The following is a 22846-nucleotide window of genomic DNA, read 5'->3' on the forward strand; positions in this document are numbered from 1 at the left end:
GTCGTGGCGTCGGCGATCCGCGTCGCCTCACACGATGAAGCGGAGTGGATCGCGGCCCGCCTGTTCGCGTTCAATCGCGCCACCGTGCCGGCGCTGGAGATCGTGCCGCTGCAGTGGGTGATCGAGGACGAGGGCGTATTGATCGGCGGTCTGTTTGCGGAGCTCTATCTGGGCTGGCTGTCGATCCACGTGCTGTGGATCGACGAAACGGTGCGTCACCGCGGCCTGGGCACACGCCTGCTCCAACACGCCGAGGACGCGGCTCGCGCACAGGGCGCCCACGCGGCGTTCCTCGACACCTTCGACTGGCAGGCGCTCGCGTTCTATCGGCGCCACGGCTACGACTGTTTCGGCACCCTGGACGATTTTCCGCCAGGCCACGCGCGGCACTTCCTGCGCAAGTCGCTTCTTCCGGTCGACGCGCCGTCATGAGCGCCATCTGCGTGCCCAGCCCTGACCGCGGCTGGCGTCCGACAGAGCGCCTCGCGTCGCATCGGTCACGATCACGCCAGATCCTGGCAAGCCACAGCATCGGCCGCTCACATCGCGCGACCCATCCACTGCGCTCTGCCGCGATCAACCGCCACCGACGACCTCCTCGCGAGGAATTCTGAGGTCGTCGAGCGCGTAGATCTGGATCTCGTCGAGCGGCTCGGTCTCTTCAGGGACATCGGCTTGCGACGCACACCGCGCGGTTCTCAGCGGGAGATACGCTGTACGCATTGCGCGCCGCCCGTGCCGGCATCCCCCATTCAGCCTTGGGGCGTCACCCTGTCGCCCCTTTTCAGGCGTGTCGGCCCGTCAGCTTGCTTGCGGGGCGGACCCACGCATTCCCTCCTATTGGACGCCCTCATGCCCACCGCCGTCACATCAGCCCCCTCCACCGAAGCCCGGATGCTGGAGATCGTCTTTCCCGACCACACCAACCACCTGGGCACGCTGTTCGGCGGCCAGGCACTGGCATGGATGGACAAGGCCGCGTTCATCGCGGCGTCGCGCTATGCGCGCCTGACCGTGGTCACGGCGCGCTCCGAGCAGGTCGACTTCAAGCTGCCGATCCGCCAGGGCCAGCTGGTGGAGACCATCGCGCGGGTGGTCGAGGTCGGGCGCACCTCGATGCAGGTCGAGGTCGAAGTAATCGCCGAGGACCTGCTCAGCGGCGAGCGCGAACTGTGCACCCGCGGGCGCTTTGTGATGATCGCGCTCGATTCGCGCGGCCGGCCGGCCCAGGTCCGCGCGCTGCCCGGCAACGGCTGAGCGCAGGCACCGGAGGCGCCGATTGGCGACAATGGGCGCCGAGATTGTCCGTGAGCCCCGTCGTATGGCCCGATCCCCGCGCGGCGACCGCCCGGCCGCCCCCCTGCTCGAAGCCGACGTCCAGGCCGAGAGCTTCCGCCAGGTCCGCAACGCGCACCGCATGGAGCTGGCCGAGGACTACGTCGAGCTGATCTCGGACCTCATCGCCGATGCCGGCGAAGCGCGCCAGGTCGATATCGCCGCCCGCATGGGCGTGGCGCAGCCCACGGTCGCACGCATGCTGCAGCGGCTCGTCCGCGACGGCCTGGTCGTCCAGCGGCCGTACCGCGGCGTGTTCCTGACCGAGGCCGGCGAGGCGCTGGCCGCGGCCAGCCGCGAGCGGCACCGGGTGGTCGAGGCCTTCCTGCTGGCGCTGGGCGTGCCCGAGGCCATCGCCCGGCGGGACGCGGAGGGCATCGAGCACCACGTCAGCCCGGAAACCCTGGCGATCTTCGCCGCGTTCACGCAGGCCCAGGCCGGCTGAGCGCGTCCGGCACCGCACGTCGCATCGCAGTGACGGCCCCGGCCTGCTAGCCTGCACGCCGGTTCTTGCGCAGCGCAGCATGTGATCCGTTTCGAAGGCATCCACAAGTCCTACCCGGTGCACGGGCGCGAGGTCGTCGCGCTGCATCCGCTCGATCTCACGATCCAGGCCGGCGAGGTGTTCGGCATCGTCGGACATTCGGGCGCCGGCAAGTCGACGCTGCTGCGGCTGATCAACGGGCTGGAGACGCCCAGCGGCGGCACGCTGACCGTCGACGGCCAGGCGCTAGGCACACTCGACGGCGACGGCCTGCGGCGCCTGCGCCGGCGCGTGGGCATGATTTTCCAGCACTTCAATCTGCTCTCGGCCCGGACCGTCCTCGACAACATCGCCTTCCCGCTGCGCCTGGCCGGCGTGCCGAAGGCGCAGGCGCGCGCCCGCGCGCAGGACCTGCTGGTGCGCGTCGGCCTGGAGGCGCACCGCGACAAGTACCCCGCGCAGCTGTCGGGCGGGCAAAAACAGCGCGTCGGCGTGGCGCGCGCGCTGGCGACCGAACCCAAGATCCTGCTGTGCGACGAGGCGACCAGCGCGCTCGACCCGCAGACCACCGCCTCAGTGCTGCAACTGCTCGACGGCATCAACCGCGAGCTGGGCCTGACGATCGTGCTGATCACCCATGAGATGGACGTCGTGCGTCGGGTCTGCGACCGTGTCGCGGTGCTCGATGCCGGGCATCTGGTCGAGAGCGGCCCGGTCGCCGAGGTGTTCCTGCATCCGCAACACCCGACCACGCGCCGGTTCGTCGCCGAATCCGAGGCGATCGACGAGGGCGCGCTGCAGGAGGACATCGCACACGTCGACGGGCGCCTGCTCCGGCTCACGTTCACCGGCGAGGAGACCTGGCAGCCGCTGCTGGGCCGCGTCGCGCGCGAGACCGGCATCGACTACACGATCCTGGCTGGGCGCATCGACCGCATCAAGCGCCTGCCCTACGGGCAGCTGACGCTGGCGGTGACCGGCGCCCAGGCCGACGAGGCGCTACGCCGGTTCGCGCAGGCCGGCGTGCACGTGGAGGAACTGCCGCGATGAGCACCCCGTTGCTGCCCAACGTCGATGCCGCCAAGTGGGCCGAAATCGGCCAGGCGACGATCGACACCTTGCTGATGCTCGCCGGCTCGCTGCCGCTGACGCTGCTGATCGGCCTGCCGCTGGGCGTGGTGCTGTTCCTCACCGGCCCACGCCAGTTGCATGCGCGCCCCATGCTCTACGGCGGCCTGGCGCTGGTGGTGAACCTGCTGCGCTCGGTGCCCTTCATCATCCTGATGATCGTGCTGATCCCGATCACGCTCAAAGCGATGGGCACGTCGCTGGGCGTGCGCGGCGCGATCCTGCCACTGGTGGTCGGCGCGGCGCCGTTCTACGCGCGCCTGGTCGAGACCGCGCTGCGCGAGGTCGAGCGCGGGGTCATCGAGGCCAGCCTGGCGATGGGCGCCACGACCCGGCAACTGGTGCTGCGGGTGCTGCTGCCCGAGGCCCTGCCGGGGCTGATCGCCGGCGCCACGGTGACCACGATCGCGCTGATCGGCTTCACCGCGATGGGCGGCGCGATCGGATCGGGCGGCCTGGGCGACCTCGCCTACCGCGACGGCTACCTGCGCTCGCGCACCGATGTGGCGGTGGTGACCGTGGTCGCGCTGCTGATCATGGTGCAATTGCTGCAGATGCTCGGCGACCGGCTGGTGGCGCGCTTCAGTCGCCGCTGATCGCGTCGCACACTGATTTCCACGCGTGGACTCGATCCGCACGCGCGCCGCCCGATACTGGGCGGCCCACGTCGCGCCGGAATGCCCATGTCCCCTCTGCTGCCCCGCCTCGCCACCGCCGTCCTGCTGCTGGCCGGCCTCGCCGCGTGCGGCAGTGCCGACAACGGCGCCGCCGCGGGCCGCGAGCGGCTGACCGTCGCCGCGACCGCGGTCCCGCACGCCGAGATCCTCGAGGTGGTCAAGCCGCTGCTCGCCGAGCAGGGCGTGGACCTGCAGGTGCGCGTGTTCAATGACTACGTCCAACCCAACGACCAGGTCGTACAGGGCCAGATCGACGTCAACTATTTCCAGACCGAGCCCTATCTCGACGCCTACAACCGCGACCGCGGCACCGAACTGGTGACTCTGGCCGGCATCCACATCGAGCCCTTCGGCGCGTACTCGCGGCGCTACGACAGCCTCGACGCGGTGCCCGCCGGCGCCGAGGTGGTGATCCCCAACGATCCGAGCAACAACAGCCGCGCGCTGATCCTGCTGCACCATGCCGGCGTGATCACGCTCGACGACCCGACCAATGCGCTGGCCACGCTGCGCAACATCACCGCCAATCCCCGGCAGCTCAAGTTCCGCGAGCTGGACGCAGCGATGCTGCCGCGCGTGCTCGACCAGGTGGACTTGGCGCTGATCAACACCAACTACGCGCTCGATGCCGGCCTCAACCCGGCGCGCGACGCCCTGGCGATCGAAGGCAAGGACTCGCCGTACGTGAACTTCCTGGTCGGCCTGCCGGACAAGCGCGAGGATCCGCGCGTGCGCAAGCTCATCGACGCGCTGACCGGCGAACAGGTCCGTGCGTTCATCGCGCAGCGCTACCAAGAGGCCGTGCTCCCGGCGTTCTGAACGCGGCCGGCATCTGGGGTACGCCCCAGATGCGCTGCATCGCGCCGCCGCGCTAGGGTCGAGGCCTACGATCCGCAGGAGCGCGGCGATGACGATGATGGTCGCAGACGGTGTGCGTGGCCTCTCCCCGATGCCGCCTCCGCCTCCGCCGCGCGACGCGCAGGCCGGCGGCGCCCCGGCCCCGGTGCCCTCCGGGTCCTATCGCCCCGATCCGACGTACCACCCGCAGGTCCAGGCGCCCGCGGCCGGTGCCGGCGCCCCGCCCAACGGGCCCTACGCGATCCCCGCCGGCAGCACGCTGGGCGAGGTCGCCAGCGGTACCCAGGCGCAGCCGTTCGACGTCACGCTGTCGCAGCTGGCGACGGCCGTCTACGGCACCCGCGGCGCGCCGCCGGCCGGCTGGAACGAGGTCACCGACCAACAGCTGCAGGACCTGGGCGTGGCCGACCCGCAGGCCTGGCGGCTGCAGTACCTGGGCGCGAACGACAGCGTGCCGACCAACGACCAGGAATTCCGCGCCGAGGTCTATACCGACGGCCAGGGCAACTACGTGCTGTCCTACCGCGGCACCGCCGAGGGCGGCGCCGACTGGGACAACAACTTCCGCCAGGGCTTGGGCTACGAGACCCGCGACGGCGACAAGTTCGGCGTGACTGCGGTCAACACCGCGCGCGAGTTCGCACGCGTCTTCGGCGACGACCGCGCCGAGCCGTCCAACCTGGCGATCACCGGCCACTCGCAGGGCGGCGGCCTGGCCAGCGTCGGCGCGCTGGCCAGCGGCGTGCCGGCGGTGACCTTCGACGCGTCCGGCATCCACCCCAACACCCTCGACCGCATTGGCATCGACCCGCAGGCCGCACGCGATACCGCCGAGGGTGGCCAGATCCGCGCCTACTCGCTGTCGAGCGACGCGCTGACCAATGCGCAGGACAGCTGGGCGACCGGCCTGCTCGCGCCCGACGCGCTCGGCACGCAGATCGTCGTGAAGCCGGCCAGCGCCGACGAGCACCAGATGTTCACGAACTACGGTCCGACCGAGGGCTTCTCGCCGGGCCTGAGCGAAACGCTCAACACCGGTGTGGAGATCGCGCGGCACATGCCGTTGCTGCCGTTCAATCCGGTTACAGGTCTGGTCACCGGCGGCGCGAACCTCGTCGGCAATGTGGCCTATGCCGCCATCAGCCACAGCCCCAACGCGCTGACCGCCGGCATGATCGAGCACCAGCCGTGGCAGGCGGGCTACGAGAACCCGTCCTCGCTCGGCCGCGACCTGCAGAACCTGCTGCCCGACGCGGCCAAGGACGACTACGCGCGCAACGTGCATGACTTCGCCACCGACGTCGACGCGGTCGTCGCCAACGAGTTCGCCAATGGCGACTACGTGCTCGGCGCCGCGCGCCTGGTCGGCGACCTGGCCGAGGGCGCGCTGAACTCGATCGGCGACACCGTCGACGGCTATGCCGACCAGCTCGCCGGCCAGGTGAAGGACAGCGTCGGCGGCTGGGCGGGCGACGTGCTGTCGGGGGCGATCGACGGCGCCGGCGATGTGGCCGAGTTCGCCACCGACGTCGCCGGTCAGGCAGCCGAGACGGTCGTCGACGGTGTGGGCTGGGTGGCGCAGGGGGCGACCAACCTCGTCGGCAGCCTGTTCGGGCGCTGAGCCCGGCGTGCCGGCGCTTGTGCCAGGCCGTGTTGGGAGGTTGAAATGCCCCGCATGCCCCATTTCCGCGTCATGCTGTCCGCCACCGTCCTCCTCGGCGCCGTCGGGTGCGCCCCGCCTTCCATGAGCAACGACGCCTTCAACAGCCCGTCGACTGCCTCGCTGGCCGATGCGGTCCGCCGCGACGACGCCGCCGAGGTCCGTCGCCAACTCCAACAGGTGCCTGCCGACACGCCCGGCAGCCAGGGCGAGACCCTGCTGATGGAGGCGATCCGCCAGCGCCGCGCCGCGAGCGTGGAGGCATTGCTCGAGGGTGGCGCGGATCCCGACCGCGTCGACGCGCGCGGCGAGACACCGGTGCACGCGGCCGCGTTCTCCGGCAACCCGGCGATCCTGCGCAGCGTGCTCGCCCACGGCGGCGACAAGGACGCGCGCAACCCGCACACCGGCGCGACGCCGCTGGTGCAGGCGCTGCTCTCGCCCGAGGCCGGCCAGGCCGAGGTGCTGCTCGAGGCCGGCGCCGATCCGGACATCGCCGACCGCAACGGCGACATGCCGCTGCACGTCGCGGCGCGCACCAACGGCGGCGCGGCGATCCTCGCGCTGCTGCGCTCGGGTGCCGACCCGGAGGCGCGCAATTCGCGCGGCGACAGCTTCCAGGTCGAGTACTTCTCGTTCCCGGCCAATCTTCTCAGCGCCCGCGCGCGCGACGAGCGGCGCGAGATCGTCGCCTGGCTCAAGGCCCACGGCGTGCCGCTGGAGAAGAACGTCACCGACGCCGACTGAGCGCAGGGGCGCCGGTATCGCGCTTGCACGGGCGCGAACCGTGACCTCGATCCCCTTTCGGGGCCACAGCCTAGGGTTCGCACCAGCTGTCGCTGGCGGTCCAGACGCCTATCGTCGGGGTATCCGACTGCGAGGTGCGCGTCATGAGCCTGTCCCCGGTTTCCGGCAACAGCCACCCGATCGACACTTGGCGCGACCATGCGCTCGACCCCGCGCTGCGTGCGCAGACCGGTCAGCCGGCGAATGCGCCGCGCAGCCATGTCGACACCAGCGCCGGCTTCCCGCGCGGCGATGGCAGCTTCGCCAATGAGGTGAGGGGCACCGCGCCGCAACCCGAGCGCGACCTGCACTTCTCGCTGATGGCCAACGACAGCTACACGCTGAGCGGCCCCAACGGCGTCACCGGGACAGCCGCGGAAGCCGAACTGCAGGCCGCGGGCTGGCAGCGCCTGGTCCCCAGTGAGGACGGCACCCATCTGGTCGATGCCCAGGGCAACCAGATTCCGATCTCCGCCGACAAGCTGCACGACGCGCAGACCGGCTTCGACGCCGCGATCTACCAGAACGCCGAAGGCCAGTACGTCGTCGCTTACCGCGGCACCGACAACTGGGGCCTGGGCCAGGGCGGCGATTCGCGCGCCAATGGCGGCCAGGGCCTGGGCATGCAGACCGCGCAGTACTCGCAGGCCATGGAACTGGCCCAGCTGGCCATGGACACCTTCGGCGACGGCAACGTCGCGATCACCGGCCATTCGCTGGGCGGCGGTCTGGCCTCGGCGGCGATGCTCGCCACCGATGCGCCGGGCGTGACCTTCAACGCCTCGGGCCTGAGCAACAACACCCTCGCCTCGCTGGGCTTCAATCCCAACGGCGCGCGCAGCGATCTGGCCGACAGCGGACAGATCCGCCGCTATGTGGTCGATGGCGATCCGTTGACGCTGGCGCAGCAGGACTTGCCGGGGATCCTCGGCGTCTCACCGCCCGATGCCGTCGGCCATGAACTGCGTATCGATCCGCCCGCCGGGATGGGCCGCCTCGATCTGCTGGGCCTGCATGGCGGTGGCGGCGACCATCCGTCCTACGTCGAGTCGCTGCGCGAGAACACCGCGCGCGAACCCGCGGACCGCTCGGGTACCAACCTCGGCCTGGCGCTGAGCACCGTCGAGAACATCGGTGAGCACAACCTCAATCAGCTGGGCTCGCTCGCCAACGGGATCGGTGGGCTGTACCGGGATGGCAGCGCGACGGTGTCGGGCGCGATCGACGGGATCGGCGAGACGATCCGGACCGACCTCAGCGAAGGGCGCTATGTCGCGGGTGGCCTGTCGATCGCCGGCGATGTGGTCGACGGCGTGGTCGGGCTCGGTGGCGACGTGGTCGCCAACACGCTCAATACCGCGGGCGATGTCGTCGAGAATGTCGCCAACCTCGGCGGCAGCGTGTTGCGCGATGTCGGCGACCGCGTCGGTTTCGACGCGCCGTTCGACGCCGTGGCCAGCGGCATCGAGTGGACCGGGCGGGCCGTCGACAATGTCGCGGACACAGCCGGCGGCGGCGTGCAGTGGGGCCTGGACAAGCTTGGCGATGGCGCCAGCTGGCTGCTGGACAAGGCTGGCGACGGCGCGCAATGGGCGACCGACCGCGCGGCCGAGGGCGCGACCTGGCTGGGCGAGCGCGCTGTCGACGGGGCGTTGGCCGTGCGTGATGCAGCGGTGTGGACCGGCGAGCGCGTGGCCGACGGCGCCCGCGCCGTGGGCGATGCCGCAGCCTGGACCGGGGATCGCCTCGCCGAAGGCGGACGCTGGGTGGCCGAAAAGGCCAACCCCCTCAACTGGTTCCGCTGATTCCGTTGCGCATCGCGGCGATGCGGGGGCGATGACGCTGTCACGCACCATTCGTACCCGCGGCGCTAGGCTGTGCGCTTGTACCGCCAACGGGGCGCCGTCATGATCGAGTCGCTTTTGCCGTTGACCGCGCCCCGCACGCGCGCCTGGGTGTGTGCGCTGCTGCTGGTTGCCGCCCAGAGTGCCTGCGCCCGACAAGGACCGAACATGCCCCACGATCCGTCCACCGATCCCGGCACCGCCGCGCTGGCGCGTGCCGCCCACAGCGGCGATCTGGCCGACGCCAAGCGTCTGATTGCCGATGGTGCCAACCCGGACGCGACCGATGCCGACGGCACGCCGCTGCTGCAGGCCGCGATCCTGCGAGGCGACCGGCGCGCGTTCCAGACCCTGCTCGAAGCCGGCGCCGATCCTGCGGCCGCCGCTGCCAACGGCAACACCGCCCTGCACGTCGCCGCGATGCAGGACGATCCGACGTATCTCAAGGCATTGCTGGCGCGCGGGCTGTCGCCCGACATGTCCAATGCGCGCAACGACGAGACGCCGCTGTTCAATGCGCTCGAAGCCCGCAACGACGATGCCATCGGCACACTGCTCGCGGCCGGCGCCAAGGTCGATGCCACCGACCGCTACGGCGCGACGCTGCTGCACAAGGCCGCGCGCATCAATGCGACCGGCTGGGTGGTCCGCTTCCTCGAGGCGGGTGCCGATCCGACCGCGCGCGATCGTGTCGGCGCGACCTTCCAGCCGTCGTTCTTCCGTGCGCGCGACGCCGTGCTGACGCCGCAGGCGCGCAGCGACCGCGAAAAGGTCCGCGCCTGGCTGGTCGAGCGCCGCATTCCGGTCGAAGACAAACACTGAAGTCCAGCACCGAGCGCGCCGGTGCGTTCTGGCTAACGCCGCCAGACCACGCAGCGATTGTGCGCGGGCATCGCGATGTCGTCGACACGGCGCAGGCCGATTCCGGCGGCGAGCGCATCGACCGCCGCCAGGTCGCGCAGGCCCGACGCGGGGTCACGCGCCTTGAGCCAGGCATCGAATGCGGCATTGCTGTCGCTGGTGAAGCGGCCATCGATGTTGAAGGGCCCGTAGACGACCAGCGTCGCCTCGGATGCGAGCACCCGGTCGAGCCCGGCGGAGCAGGCCTCGACCGCCGGCCAGTCCATGATGTGCAGCGTGTTGGCGGTGAACGCGGCATCGAAGCGGCCGTCGGCCGCCTCCGACACCGGCCACGGACCGGCGGTCACGTCGAGTTCGACCGGCGGCGGCGTGCTGGGCAGGCCGGCGTCGCCCAGCCACTGCGCAATGCCCGGCAGTTGTTCGACGCGATCGGAACAGTGCCAGCGCAGGCCGGGCAGCGCCTGGGCAAAGTGCACCGCATGCTGGCCGGTCCCGCTGCCGATCTCGAGCACATGCGTGTGCATCGCGAACGCATCGCGCAGCACCGCGAGGATCGGATCGCGGTTGCGCTCGCAGGCGGGCGAGAACGGCTTGTCGGTCGACGGCATGGACGGTGGCCTCGCGGGGCGCCCCATCGTAGAGCGCTCAGCCTGTCGTCGACCAGCGTGGTCCGCGTCGCAGGCGCACCGGCCCTGGCGGTGGCGCACTCGCATCGATGACGGCACCGTGCTGGGTGACCGACACCGCGCCGGCACGCGCCAATGCAGTGGCCACTTCGCGAATGGCCGGCATCAGCGCGCGCCAGTCGCCGCCCGGCCGCAACGCACGCGCGACTTCCGACGGACAGATCGACGCCTCGGCCGCGCGTCCGGCCAGCAGCCCGAGTATGCGCTCGCGCAACACGGCGGCGTCTGCATCGGACATCGCTTCAGATCGGCTGCAGCAGCCGTAGCCCGAACCAGTCCTGGGGGTCGTTCCAGCCATGCGTCACCCGCAGGCCGGCCGCTCGCGCGAGCGCGGCGAACGAGACATCGGTGTACTTCTGGCTGACCTCCACATCCATCGCCTCGCCGGCCTCGAACGCGAACGCCTGGCCGCCCACACGCACCGTCTGCGCACGCTCGCTGACCAGCGCGGTCTCGATGCGCAGACGCTCGCGCACGTAGACCGCGCGATGGTGAAACGCCTGGAGGTCGAAGTCGCTGCCGATCTCGCGATTGAGCCGTGCCAGCAGGTTCAACGTGAACGCCGCGGTGACGCCGGCCAGATCGTTGTACGCCGCCTCGATCACCGCCGGGTCCTTGTCCAGGTCGATGCCGATCAGCGCGCGGCCGTCGTCGCCCATCGTGCGGCGCATCGAGGCCAGCAGCCGCACGGCCTCTTCATCGCCGAAGTTGCCGAGCGTGGAGCCAGGAAAGAACACCAGCGTGCGGCTGGCGGTGCGCGCGGCAGCCGGCAGTGGCACCGGCACGGTGAAGTCGGCGCACACCGGCAGCATCTCGACGTCGGGATGGTGCTGGGACAGCCGCGTGACGCTGTCCATCAGCGCGGTGCGCGAGATCTCGATCGGGGTGTAGGCGACCGGATCGTCGAGCCCGTCGAGCAGCAGCTCGGTCTTGCGCCCGCTGCCGCTGCCGAACTCGACCACGTGCACGCCTGCGCCGATCGCCTGGGCGATCGTGTCCATGCGCGCCTCGAGCAGCGCAAGCTCGGTGCGTGTGAGGTAGTACTCGGGCTGGCGGGTGATCGCCTCGAACAGACGCGAGCCTTCGGCATCGTAGAAGTACTTGGACGGCAGCCGCTTGGGCGTGCGCGACAGGCCGGCGATGGCGTCGGCAGCGATGTCGTCGGGACGCGGACGCAGGTCGGTCAGCGCAGCCTGCGCGCGGGCGCGGGCGGTGGCGGCGTTCATGGAGAATCCTTGGCCAGGCGCAGGCCGGCGAACTGCCAGCGCGCGTCGGAGGGGAAGAAATTGCGATAGCTGGCGCGCACGTGATCGGCTGGCGTGGCGCAACTGCCACCGCGCAGCACCCACTGCGCATCCATGAATTTGCCGTTGTACTCGCCCAGCGCGCCCGGCCACGGCCGATAGCCGGGATAGGCGGTGTAGGCGCTGTGGGTCCATTCCCAGACATCGCCGAACAGCTGCTGCAGGCCGGTGTCGGATGCGTCCGGCACGCGAGGATGCAAATTGCCGGCATCAACGAAGTTGCCCTCGACCGGCAGGCCGGCGGCGGCCTGCTCCCACTCGAACTCGGTCGGCAGCCGCGCACCGGCCCAGCGCGCGAACGCATCGGCCTCGTAGTAGCTCAGATGGCACACCGGCGCACCCGGGTCGAGCGTGCGCCAGCCGCCGAGGGTGAACTCGCGCGTCAAAGCCTCGTCCCAGTACAGCGGCCGCTGCCAGCCCTCGGCCTGCACGCGCGCCCAGCCGGCGCTCAGCCACAGGCCGACGGTGCGATAGCCGCCATCTTCGACGAACGCCCGGTACTCGGCGTTGCTGACCGGCCGGCTGGCCAACGCATGGGTCGGCACCAGCACGCGGTGTCGCGGCGACTCGTTGTCGTAGGCAAAGCCCGCCGTGCCCGGCCAGCCGGCGTGGCCGATCTCGACCACGCGCTCTTCGCGCGTCATCCAGCGCAGCGGTGCCGCCGTGCCGGACGCGGTCGGCAGGTCCTCGCGATAGGCCGGTGCGATCGGGTTGGACCAGAACGCATGCTTGATGTCGGTCAGCAGCAGCTCCTGGTGCTGCTGCTCGTGCTGCAGGCCCAGTTCGACGATGTCGAGCCGGGCGTCGTCGAGGTCGCCCGAGGCCAGCCGCGCACGCAGGCGCGCATCGACCGCCTGGCGGTAATCGCGCACCTGCGCGAGCGTCGGTCGCGACAGCAGCCCGCGGTGTGGGCGCGCATGCATCGGCCCGACGCTCTGGTAGTAGCTGTTGAACAGGAAGTCCCAGGCTGGGTCGACCTCGCGATAGCCCGCGTCGGCAGCCAGCACGAAGCGTTCGAAGAACCACGTCGTATGCGCCAGGTGCCACTTGGTCGGACTGGCGTCGTCCATGCTCTGGACCATCGCATCCTCAGCCCCGATCGGCGCGGCGAGCGCGGTCGTGCGGGCACGCACCCGGTCGAAGCGGGCGCGCAGGCGCGCGGCGCGCTCGCCGGTCGGGACGCGGTCGGAAAGCGCTTGCGGGGACGGCGGCGGCGACATCCGCACAGCTTAGGCACCGGCCGTGACGGCGCCGTTAGCCGTGCACGGACCACCGCGTCTCGCATGCTGCGAACCCGCTGCGGCAAGATGGCGCGATGACTGCAGCGCCCGCCGACTTCCGCCTCTACCCGTCCAACACGCTGGAAGTGCTGGCCGGGCTGCTGGCCGCCGAGCTGCGGCAGCCGGTGTCGGGCGGGTCGATCCTCACCCCCGAGGTCGTGTTGATCCCGCAGGTCGCCATGCGCCGCTGGCTGCAGGCGACGCTGGCCGCCGAGCACGGCGTGGCCGCCAACCTCGAGTTCCTGACGCCCGGCGAGTTCGTCGCCCGTGCGCTCGTGGCCAACCTGGGTCCAGCGCAGGACGAACTCGACGCCGCAAGCCTGCGCTGGCGGCTGTACGCCGCGCTCGTCGACCCTGGCGTGCTGGCACAGCCGGCGCTCGCGCCGCTGGCCGCGTACCTCGCCGGCGACGATGCGCTGCGGCCATGGGCGCTTGCCGGCGAGCTGGCCGGCGTGTTCGAGAAGTACCAGGCCTGGCGGCGCGACTGGCTGCTGCGCTGGGAAGGCGGCGCCGATCCCGACGATCCGCAGGCCGCACTGTGGCGGCATGTCGCCGCCGGTCACGCCACCCGCGCGCGCCGCATCCAGACCTATCTGGACCGCTTCTCCGGCGAGCACGCGGCGTTGCCGCACGGCCTGCCGCGCCGGATGTTCGCGTTTGCCACGCTCAACGTCTCGCCCGACGTGCTGCGCGTGCTGGCGACCCAGGCACGCGTGGGCACGTTGCACTTCTACCTGCCCACGCCTGCGCGCGGCTACTGGGGCGATCTGCAGGCGCTGGCCCCGCATCGGCGCGCACCCGCGGACGCGGCGTTCGATGCCGCGCTGCTGGCAGGCAACGCCGATGACAACCGCCTGCTGCAGGCCTGGGGCGCGGCGGGTCGGGACTTCATGGCGCTGCTGGGCAGCTATGAGGTCGTACATCCGCGCGCCGAGATCGAGGTCTACGCCGATCCGCTCGAGTCGGGCCAGCGCCCGCTCGACGCAGGCGGCCTGGGCGACACCTTGCTGCGGCGGATGCAGAGCGACCTGTTCCGCCGCGCCCCGCCGCCGGTGCCTGCGCCGCGCCGCGCGCCCGAACTGCGCGACCCCAGCCTGCAGGTGCATGCCTGCCACACCCGCCTGCGCGAACTGCAGGTGCTCCACGACCAACTGCGCGGCCTGCTCGAGGACCCGCGTTTCGACCCGCCGCTGCAACCGCGCGAAATCGCGGTGCTCGCCCCGGACATCGACCCCTACGTCCCCTACCTCGAAGCCGTCTTCGGCGAATCAAAACCGGGGTGCGAGTAGGGTTTTCAAGGAAAATCCGACTCTGAACCCCGGTTTTGGGAGAATGCGGATGCCGTACGCGCTCGCCGACACCAGTCCGCTGGCGGGCGAGCCGCTGGCCGAGGTGTTCGTGCGGCTGCTGGGTCTGCCGGTGTCGCGCTTCGGGCTCAACGAGGTCCTGGACCTGCTCGCCAGTCCGCCGCTGGCGCAGGCAGCGGGTCTGGATGCGGCGGCTTTCGAGCGCCTGCACGGCTGGCTGCAGGCCGCCGGCGCGCGCTGGGGGCTCGACGGCGCCCACCGCGCCGCGCACGGGGCGCCCGACGACGAGGCCTATACCTGGGCGTTCGCGCTCGACCGCCTGCTGCTGGGCCATGCCAGTGGCAGCGACGACACGATCGCGGGCATCGCCCCATGGCCGGCGCTCGAAGGCGGCGCGCTCGACGCGCTCGACACCCTGATCCGGCTGCTGCGCGTGCTCGGCAGCGCGCAACGCGACTTGGGCGAGGCGCTGACCGCCGCCGCCTGGCGCGAACGTCTGCTCAGCCTGCTCGACACGCTGCTGCCCGACAGCCCGGCCGCCCCGGCCACCCAGCGCGCGCTCGAGCGGCTGCGACGGCTGATCGACGCCTTCGCCGCCGATGCCGCGCGCGCGGGCGTCGAGACGCCGGTGCCGGCCGACGTCGTGCGCGCGCACTTTGCGCAGTTGCTGGCCGAGGCCGATACCCGCGCGCCACTGCTGACCGGCGGCATCAGCGTCGGCCGCATGGTGCCGATGCGCCTGCTGCCATTCCGGGTGATCTGCCTGTTGGGCATGAACGACGGCGACTTCCCGCGGCGCGACACCGCTGCCGGCCTCAACCGGCTCACCGCGGAGCTGGGCACGACCCGGCGCCGCCATGGCGACCGCTCCACCCGCGAGGACGATCGCTTCCTGTTCCTGCAGCTGTTCGCCTCGGCGCAGGACGTGTTCTACATCAGTTACCTGGGCGCGGACGCGCGCGACGGCAGCGTGCGCGAGCCCTCGTCGCTGGTCGCCGAATTGCTCGCCACCGCCGCGACCTACCACGCCGACCCGCAAGCCGCCGCCGCAGCGCTGACGGTACGCCATGCGCTGCAGCCGTTCGCGCCAGCGGCCTTCGGCGCAGACGGCGACCCACGCCGCTTCAGCTATCGCGCGCAATGGCAGCCGGCCGCGGCACGCATCGGCGGCGCGCGGACGGACCTCGCGCCATGGTGTGCGACGCCGCTGCCGCCGCGCACCGCTGCCGCCGCGCTGTCGCCGGCCGACGCCGCGCTTGCGCTCGACGCACTGCGCCGCTTCCTGGTCGCGCCGGCGGCGCAGTTCCTGCGCGAACGCCTGGACCTGCGCTTGGCCGACGAGGCCGAAGTCGGCCAGGATGTGGAGCCGCTGCTGGTCGCCGGCAGTGGCCTGGAGCGGGCGGCGTTGCACCAGCAGGTGTTCGAAGCACTGCTCGCCGGCCAGGACGCCGGCCTCTACGAGCACCTGCGCGCCCGGGCGCTGTTGCCATCCGGCCCGCTGGGCCGAGGCCAGCTCGAGGCGCTGGTGGCGTCGCTGCGCCCTTACGCCGATGCCTTCGCCGATTGGCGCGGCGACGCCATGCCGGACACGCGGCATGTCGACATCGCGCTCGACGGCCTGCGCCTCCAGGGCCGGCTCGACAGCGTGTACCCGGCAGGCATCGCGCACGTGCGCCTGGGTGCGCTCAACGGCCCGACCGCGATCCGGCAGGGCCTGGACTGGCTGCTCGCGAGCGCCGCGGGCCTCGACCTGCCGCTGGTGCGCTTCCACGAGACCAAGGACTCGGGCATCGGCCCCTTCGTGCGCGCGCCACTGCCGCCCGACGCGGCGCGCGATGCGCTGCGCGCCCTGCTCGAATTGCGGCACGACGGCCTGCAGGCGCCGCTGCCGTTCGGCCCCTACAGCGGCTGGGAGTACTTCAGCGCCGCCGATGCCGACAGGGCAGCGAAGGCCGCGACCGCGAAGTGGCGGGGCGGCGACCGGCAATGGGGTGAGGGGCGCGGCGATGCGTACCGACTCGCGCTGCGCGGTCGCGACCCGTTCGCCGATCCAGCCCTGTTCCGGCAGTTCGCCCAGATCGCCTTCCGCGTGTTCTCGGCCGTCGAACTTGGCCGCGTGCATGCCGGCTTCGAGGACGACCGCCGCTTCGACGTCGAGACCGACGTGGAGGTGGAGGCATGAACGCGTCCACGTCCGCCTCCATCGATCCGTTTCTGACGCTGCCGCTGGCCGGCACACAGCTGATCGAGGCCAGCGCCGGCACCGGCAAGACCTTCACCCTGGCCACGCTGGTCACCCGGCTGGTGGTCGAACGCGGCCTGCGCATCGGCCAGATCCTTGCGGTGACATTCACCGAGGCCGCGACGCAGGAGCTGCGCAAGCGCATCCGCGAACGCCTCGTACTGGCCTCCCGGCTGGTCGACGCGCCGGCCGGCGATGATCAAGCGTCCGACGCCGCACTCAGCCGCGCGGTGATCGCCGCGCACCTGGCAACCGGCGACGAGTCCGCTGCCGCTTTGCAGCGTCGGCTGCAGCAGGCCGCCGACGAGATCGACCTCGCCGCGATCTTCACCATCCACGGCTTCTGCGCCCGCGTGCTGCGCGAGCACGCGCTCGAGAGCGGGCAGAGCTTCGCCGCGCCCGAACTGCTGGCCAGCGACCGCGCGCTGCGCGAGGAACTGGCCGCCGATCTGTGGCGCAGCACCGCTGCCGATGCAGACGACGCCGCGTTGTTGATGGGCCTGTGGAAAGGCGGCCCCGACGACATGGCGCGCGACCTTGGCCCGTTGATCCGCGAGCCGGTGCTGCGACCACCGGCCGGACCGCCGCAACCCGATCCGCGCCCTGCGCGCGACGCCGCAGCGCAGGCCCTGATCGCCGCGATCGATGCGCACATCGAGGATGCGCAGGCAGCGGTCGCAATGGCATTCGACGGCAAAGTCTTCGATGGCCGTCGCGCGCGCCGGCCCAGTTTCGACAAGGCCTTCCAGACACTGCGCGACGGCCGCGCGCTTTCGCACTGGGTGATGGACGACAAGACCCATCTCGACAAACTGCTGCCAGCCCGGCTATTGGACTTCTGCAAGGACGACACGCAGTCGAAGGTGCCGTGCTCACCGTTGTTCGACGCGCTGCACACCTGGTCCAACGCCGATCGTGTTGCACAGGATTGGCTCGAACAGGCGAAGACGCGCCTGCTTCACCGCCTGCGCAATGCGGCACGCGCACGCCTGGCCCAACGCAAACAGCAACTGCACGTGCAGACCTACGACGATCTGATCGACGGCGTTGCCGATGCCCTGCACGGGCCGCATGCACAGGCGCTGGTGCAGCGCCTGCGTGCGCAGTACGCGGTCGCGCTGGTCGACGAGTTCCAGGACACCGACACACGGCAATGGGGCATCTTCCGCACCGTGTTCGGCGATTCCGAGGCAGCGCGGGAGGGCGGGTTCGAACCGGCCCTGTTCCTGATCGGCGATCCCAAGCAGGCGATCTACGGCTTCCGCGGCGGTGATGTGCAGACCTACCTGCTCGCCGCTCGCGATGCCGTTGCCGCGCCACCGCTCGACCGCAACTTCCGTTCGCGTCCGTCGCTGCTCGCCGCGATCGAAGCGCTGTACGCGCAGGCCGGTGAGGACGCATTTGTCGATCGGCACATCCGGTTCCATCGTGTGCTGCCAGGCACGACACGCACGGATGCCGATTTCCAGCGCGACGGCGCCCATGCGCCCGCCCTGACGCTGTGGCAGGCACCGGCCCCGCCGGCCGACGACGCGGGCAAACGCAAGCCCCACAGTGCCGATCGCGCGCGCGAACTTGCGACCGCCGCCTGCGTCGCTGCGATCCACGCGGTGCTGAGCGAGGCGCGCGCCGGCACCGCCACGCTCGATGGCGTCCCAGTGCAGCCGGGCGACATCGCAGTACTCGTGCGCAAGCACAGCGAAGCCACACGGATCCAGCAGGCGCTGGCGGCGGTCGGCATTCCCGCGGTCGCCGCCGGCAAGCAGAGCCTGTTCGCCACACCCGAGGCGCACGAGGTGCTCACGCTGCTGCTCGCGCTGCTGCACACTGCCGATGACAGCCGCCTGCGCGCGGCGCTGGCGACGGTGCTGCTGGGCGTGAATGCGGCCGGCATCGCTGCGCTCGACGACGATGCCGACGCGCATCGCGGCTGGCAGCTGCGCGCGCTGGCCTGGCGCGAGCGTTGGCAGCGCGGCGGTCCGCTGGCGCTGATCGCCGATCTGTGCGCCGACAACGGCCCGCGCCTGCTCGGCCTGCTCGACGGCGAACGCCGGCTGACCAACTACCTGCAACTGGGCGAACTGCTGCAGCAGGCCGATGCACGTGCACTGGGGCTGCAGGGCCTGGTCGATTGGCTGGGCCAGCAGATCGCCCGCGCCGATGCCGACGACGAGGCCCAGTTGTTGCGCCTGGAATCGGACGCGCGCCGGGTGCAGATCGTCACCCTGCACAAGAGCAAGGGCCTGGAGTACCCGCTGGTGTTCCTGCCGTTCGTCGGCATCGGCAGCCGCCCACCCGATCCCGGCCGCGCCTGCGTGGTCGCCGATGCGGCCGGCGACCGTGCGCTGTGCTGGAAGCTGCAGGCCGACACATCCGGCTGGGACGCCGCGCGCAACGCGTGGATCGACGCGCAGCGCGCCGAGGACGCACGCCTGCTCTACGTCGGCCTGACCCGTGCCGAACACGCGTTGTGGATCGCGACCGGCGATTTCTACAACGCGCGCCAGACCGCACTGGCGCCGATGCTCGACGGCCTGCCCGACACGCCCTGCATCGTGCGCGACGTTACCTCGCCGGCGACACTGCCATGGCTGCCGCCGGTCGAGGCCGGCGAGCGCCCCGCCGCGCGGACCGCCGTGCGTGCGATCGCACCCGACTGGTGGGTCTACAGCTTCACCCAGCTCGCCAATGCCAACAGCGGCGCGCAGGACGCCTCCACGCGTGCGACCGTCGCCGCGGCCGGTGGCCAGGACGAGCCTGAAGGCGAACCCGCGCCCGAGATGCCCCGCGCGGACGACCACGACCCGCGTTTTGCCGGCAACCGCTTCGGCGTGGTGCTGCACGAAGCCCTGGAACTCGGCGACTTCGCGGCCTGGCGCGCATGGCGCGCGGGCGACCCGGCACCGACCGGGCAACGCGACGTCATCGAAGCGGCGCTGCGCGGCGGCGGCTACGCGGCAGAGGACATCGACGACGGCGTGGCGGTGCTGACCGCGCTGATCGGCCCCACACTCACCATCGCGCTGCCCGAGGGGGTGCGGCTGTGCGACGTGCCCGTCGACGCGCGCCGGGCGGAGATCGAGTTCCAGTTCGCACTGCAGCCCACCGCAGTCGAGGCGATGCTTGCGCTGCTGCATGCCCACGGCGTGGCGACCGGCCGCAGCGGTTTCGGCCTGCGCCGCACGCTCGAGGGCCTGATGACCGGCCTGATCGACCTGACCTACACCGTGGATGGCCGCTGGTACGTGCTCGACTACAAATCCAATCGCCTGCCTGGCTATGACGCGCCCACGCTGCAGCGCGCGATGGTGCACAGCGAGTACGACCTGCAGGCGCTGATCTATACGCTCGCCCTGCATCGCTGGCTGCGCTTTCGTCTGGGCGACGGTTACGACTACGCGCGCGACTTCGGCGGCGTGCGCTACCTGTTCTGCCGCGGTCTGGTCCCCGACCGCGACCCGTCCGCGGGCGTCCACGCGCAGCGCTTCGCGCCGGCGTTGGTGGACGCGCTCGACGCACTGTTCGCGGGCAGGCCTGGGGTCGGCCCGGGTGCGCGCGCATGACCGCCAGGACCGACACCATGCGCGAGGCCGCAGCGCCCACGGGGTCACGCCCGCCCAACCTGCTCGCCGCGCTGCAGCGCAGTGGCGCGTTGCGCGCACTCGACTTCGAGCTGGCACAGCGCCTGCGGCGGCTCGCCCCGGAGACACCCGATGCGGTGCTCGCGGCCGCGGCGCTGGCCTCGCTGGCGGTTGCCAACGGCCATGCCGGCTTCGATCCGGCGCGCCCGCGGCTGCTGGTCGATACCGATTTGGACTGGCCCGCGCCCGACGCCTGGTACGCGCTGCTGCGCGAAACGCGCTGGGTCGGCCGGCCCGCTGATCCGCTCGCCCCATCGGCGACGGATGTCCCGCTGGTCCTCGAGCCGGCCGATGCCGCGGGCGGCCTGCTGTATCTGCGTCGCTACCGCGAGTACGAGGCGGGCCTGGCCGCGGGCCTGCGCCGCATCGCGGCGCAGCCACTCGATGCAGCCGATCCGCCGTCGGTCGCCGATCCCTTTGCCACGCTGTTTCCCGACGCGCAGACCGGCGACGACCGCCAGGCCCGCGCCGCCGCGCTGGCGCTGCGCCGTGCGCTGCTGCTGGTCACCGGCGGGCCCGGGACCGGCAAGACCACCACCATTGCCCGTCTGTTGGTGCTGCGCATCGCCCAGGCCTTGCGCGGTGGGCGGCCACTGCCGCGCATCGCGCTGGCGGCGCCGACCGGCCGCGCCGCCGAACGCATGGCCGAGAGCCTGCGTCGGGCCGTGCAGGGATTCGTCGGCACCCTCGATCCGGAGCTGCGCGCCGCGCTGCCCGGCGCCCTGCCCGACACCGCCAGCACACTCCACCGCCTGCTCGGCACGGTGCCCGACAGTCCCGCATTCCGCCACCACGCGGCAAATCCGCTGCCGCTGGACCTGCTGGTCGTCGACGAAGCCTCGATGGTCGACCTGCCGCTGATGGCCAAACTGGTCGATGCCGTCGCAGACCGCACCCAGCTGATCCTGCTCGGCGATGCCGACCAGTTGCCGTCGGTGGAGGCCGGCGACGTGCTGGCCGCCATCCTCGCCGCCGCGGGCCCCGGTCACGCGGTGCAGGCCGACGATGCGCGCGCACTGCAGCCGCTGCTCGGTACGGCCACGCCCGTCGACCCCGCCACTGGCCGCTTGCACGGCCATCGCGTGCAACTGCAGCGCGGCTACCGCCAGCACGCCGGTTTCGACCTGGCCCCACTGGCCGACGCCGCGCGCGATGGCGATGCCGACACTGTGCTGTCGCTGTTGCGCGGCGGCCGGTTGCGCGGCGTGCACTTCCACGAGGACATGTCCGACGCGTTCGACGCGCACCAAGTCACGCTGCTCGCACACTGGCGCAGTCTCGCCGAGGCCCCCGATCCTGCGGCGGCGCTTGCGCAGTCGCAGCGATTGCGCCTGCTGACCGCGGTGCGCGAAGGCCCGCAAGGCGCGCGTGGCCTCAACGCCCAGATCGAGACACTGCTGTCGGGCCGCCGTCTCGGCCCGGCACCTGCCTGGTTCCATGGCCGCCTGCTGCTGATCACCGAGAACAGCTACCGCCATCGCCTGTTCAACGGCGACATCGGCATCTGCTGGCGCGACGGCGCCGACACGCCGATGGCCTGGTTCGCGGGCGACGCCCCCGGCGAGGTGCGCGCGTTCCATCCTGCCGCGTTGCCTGCGCACGAGAGCGCGTTCGCGATGACCGTGCACAAGGCCCAGGGCAGCGAGTTCGATGAGGTGTGGCTGCAGTTGCCGCGCCACGACAGCCGCGTGCTCTCGCGCGAACTGATCTATACCGCGATCACTCGCGCGCGCAGCCGCCTGCACATCGCCGGCAGCGCACAGGTGCTGCGCGACGCGCTCGCGCGGCATGCGGTGCGGATGTCGGGGCTGGCGTGGCGACTGGGAGGCACAGACCCCCAGGCAGCCCCACCGCCCGCGCGCGACGCCGATCCCGTTCCCGCCCAAGGCGCGCTGTTCTAGCACGAGGTGCCCATGGCGGCGCGTGCACCCCAAGGGTCTGCCCCAGCTTGTCGGCGCCCGTTGCGCCCGGAAAGCTGCACAGGTCCAGACACGGGTGCGCCCCATGAGCATCACTTCCATCGCTGGCGGCGCTGCCGCTGCCATCGGCGCGGTTACCGCCACACCGGCGCGCGACGATCCACGGTACGCGCAGATCGTCGATACGCTGGTGTCGCCCGACGCCACGCAGGCGCAGCGCGATCACGCCTACGATCTCGTCGCCGGCCTCGAGACCGCAGACGACACCCCGCTGACCGACGCGGTGCTGACAGAGCGCGCCGCGCAGGCGATCGCCGACGACCGGACCATCCCGGTCGTCGTCGCAGAGGTCGCGCCGCTGGTGGCGCCGGGCACCGCGCTCGGACCGTTCCCGTCCAGCGATGCGGCCGCCATCGATATGATGACGTACTCCAATCCACTGTCGATCGCGGCCAACCTCGAGAACGGCGGGCTGATCTTCCGCGATCCCGACGGCAATCACTTCTTCGTGACCACACCGATGGGCGGCACGCTCGACGGCTTCGATCCCGGCCAGGTGCCGCAGCCCGACGGCATGGCGCTGGTGGCCTGCTACCACGGCCACGCCGACTATTCGAAGACCGACGGCTCGCGGACGGACAAGGCCGGCGACGAGTTCAACAGCGACCACTTCTCGGCCCAGGACAAGCGCCTGGCTGACCGCGGCTTCTGGGGATCGGTGATCTACGTGTCGACGCCGAGCGGCGATTTCCGCAAGTATGATGCGGCCACGCGCCAGGACACCGTCATCAACTGACGGCGCGAAGCGGGCCCTTGGGCACCGCCCCCCGAGTG

Annotated in this window: 18 protein-coding genes and 1 pseudogene; 14 read left to right on the top strand and 5 right to left on the bottom strand. The window is 71.5% G+C overall.

The window, feature by feature from the left end; all coding sequences use genetic code 11:
• Positions 1-3 precede the first annotated feature (3 nt).
• Positions 4-432 carry a GNAT family N-acetyltransferase gene (locus ABE505_RS07910; RefSeq protein ID WP_346443651.1) on the top strand — a complete coding sequence of 143 codons (429 nt, stop codon included), beginning with the start codon at positions 4-6 and terminating at the stop codon, positions 430-432.
• A 144-nt stretch (positions 433-576) separates the two neighbouring features.
• On the opposite strand, the gene ABE505_RS07915 is transcribed toward ABE505_RS07910, so the two are convergent.
• Positions 577-723 carry a hypothetical protein gene (locus ABE505_RS07915; RefSeq protein WP_346443650.1) on the bottom strand — a complete coding sequence of 49 codons (147 nt, stop codon included), beginning with the start codon at positions 721-723 and terminating at the stop codon, positions 577-579.
• A gap of 129 nt (positions 724-852) precedes the next feature.
• Here ABE505_RS07915 and ABE505_RS07920 point away from each other — a divergent pair, with 129 nt between their 5' ends.
• From ABE505_RS07920 to ABE505_RS07960, 9 genes are all read left to right on the top strand, one after another.
• A complete protein-coding gene (locus tag ABE505_RS07920; RefSeq protein WP_346443649.1) occupies positions 853-1257 on the top strand; it encodes an acyl-CoA thioesterase in 405 nt (134 codons plus the stop codon).
• A 64-nt stretch (positions 1258-1321) separates the two neighbouring features.
• Positions 1322-1780, top strand: coding sequence for a manganese-binding transcriptional regulator MntR (gene mntR / locus ABE505_RS07925; protein ID WP_346443648.1), 459 nt, complete (start codon positions 1322-1324; stop codon positions 1778-1780).
• Positions 1781-1861: 81 nt separating this feature from the next.
• Positions 1862-2869: a methionine ABC transporter ATP-binding protein gene (locus tag ABE505_RS07930; RefSeq protein ID WP_346443646.1), complete on the top strand. Its 1008-nt coding sequence runs from the start codon at positions 1862-1864 to the stop codon at positions 2867-2869.
• Positions 2866-3543 (top strand): methionine ABC transporter permease, encoded by a 678-nt coding sequence (locus tag ABE505_RS07935; protein WP_346443645.1) that lies wholly within the window; start codon positions 2866-2868, stop codon positions 3541-3543. Before ABE505_RS07930 ends, ABE505_RS07935 begins: the two co-directional genes overlap by 4 nt.
• An 81-nt stretch (positions 3544-3624) precedes the next feature.
• On the top strand, positions 3625-4443 hold the full coding sequence (locus ABE505_RS07940) for a MetQ/NlpA family ABC transporter substrate-binding protein (protein WP_346443644.1): 819 nt from the start codon (positions 3625-3627) through the stop codon (positions 4441-4443).
• A 130-nt stretch (positions 4444-4573) separates the two neighbouring features.
• On the top strand, positions 4574-6103 hold the full coding sequence (locus ABE505_RS07945) for an Mbeg1-like protein (protein WP_346443643.1): 1530 nt from the start codon (positions 4574-4576) through the stop codon (positions 6101-6103).
• A gap of 123 nt (positions 6104-6226) precedes the next feature.
• Positions 6227-6889, top strand: coding sequence for an ankyrin repeat domain-containing protein (locus ABE505_RS07950; RefSeq protein WP_346443641.1), 663 nt, complete (start codon positions 6227-6229; stop codon positions 6887-6889).
• Between the two features lie 143 nt (positions 6890-7032).
• Complete coding sequence (locus tag ABE505_RS07955) at positions 7033-8733, top strand: Mbeg1-like protein (RefSeq protein ID WP_346443639.1); 1701 nt, start codon at positions 7033-7035, stop codon at positions 8731-8733.
• A gap of 102 nt (positions 8734-8835) precedes the next feature.
• Entirely contained in the window at positions 8836-9594 is a 759-nt protein-coding gene (locus ABE505_RS07960; protein ID WP_346443638.1) for an ankyrin repeat domain-containing protein, read from the top strand.
• Positions 9595-9626: 32 nt separating this feature from the next.
• On the opposite strand, the gene ABE505_RS07965 is transcribed toward ABE505_RS07960, so the two are convergent.
• From ABE505_RS07965 to egtB, 4 genes are read right to left on the bottom strand one after another with little or no spacing between them, the layout of a single operon-like run.
• On the bottom strand, positions 9627-10241 hold the full coding sequence (locus ABE505_RS07965; protein ID WP_346443637.1) for a DUF938 domain-containing protein: 615 nt from the start codon (positions 10239-10241) through the stop codon (positions 9627-9629).
• Positions 10242-10278: 37 nt separating this feature from the next.
• A complete protein-coding gene (locus tag ABE505_RS07970; RefSeq protein WP_346443636.1) occupies positions 10279-10557 on the bottom strand; it encodes a DUF3253 domain-containing protein in 279 nt (92 codons plus the stop codon).
• A 4-nt stretch (positions 10558-10561) separates the two neighbouring features.
• A complete protein-coding gene (gene egtD / locus ABE505_RS07975) occupies positions 10562-11545 on the bottom strand; it encodes an L-histidine N(alpha)-methyltransferase (RefSeq protein ID WP_346443635.1) in 984 nt (327 codons plus the stop codon).
• Positions 11542-12843, bottom strand: a complete 1302-nt coding sequence (gene egtB, locus ABE505_RS07980; protein ID WP_346443634.1) for an ergothioneine biosynthesis protein EgtB — start codon at positions 12841-12843, stop codon at positions 11542-11544. The genes egtD and egtB overlap by 4 nt, the downstream gene beginning before the upstream one ends.
• A 95-nt stretch (positions 12844-12938) precedes the next feature.
• Between egtB and recC the strand changes: the two are divergent.
• From recC to ABE505_RS08000, 4 genes and pseudogenes are all read left to right on the top strand, one after another.
• Positions 12939-16392: pseudogene (gene recC, locus ABE505_RS07985) on the top strand (exodeoxyribonuclease V subunit gamma).
• On the top strand, positions 16389-20015 hold the full coding sequence (locus ABE505_RS07990; RefSeq protein ID WP_346443632.1) for an exodeoxyribonuclease V subunit beta: 3627 nt from the start codon (positions 16389-16391) through the stop codon (positions 20013-20015). The pseudogene recC and the gene ABE505_RS07990 overlap by 4 nt, the downstream one beginning before the upstream one ends.
• A gap of 17 nt (positions 20016-20032) precedes the next feature.
• Positions 20033-21994, top strand: coding sequence for an exodeoxyribonuclease V subunit alpha (gene recD, locus ABE505_RS07995; protein ID WP_346458216.1), 1962 nt, complete (start codon positions 20033-20035; stop codon positions 21992-21994).
• Between the two features lie 103 nt (positions 21995-22097).
• Entirely contained in the window at positions 22098-22808 is a 711-nt protein-coding gene (locus ABE505_RS08000; RefSeq protein WP_346443630.1) for a DUF4329 domain-containing protein, read from the top strand.
• Positions 22809-22846: the final 38 nt, after the last annotated feature.

This window comes from Luteimonas sp. TWI382 (assembly GCF_039674545.1).
In the GTDB taxonomy this organism is placed as follows: Bacteria; Pseudomonadota; Gammaproteobacteria; order Xanthomonadales; family Xanthomonadaceae; genus Luteimonas.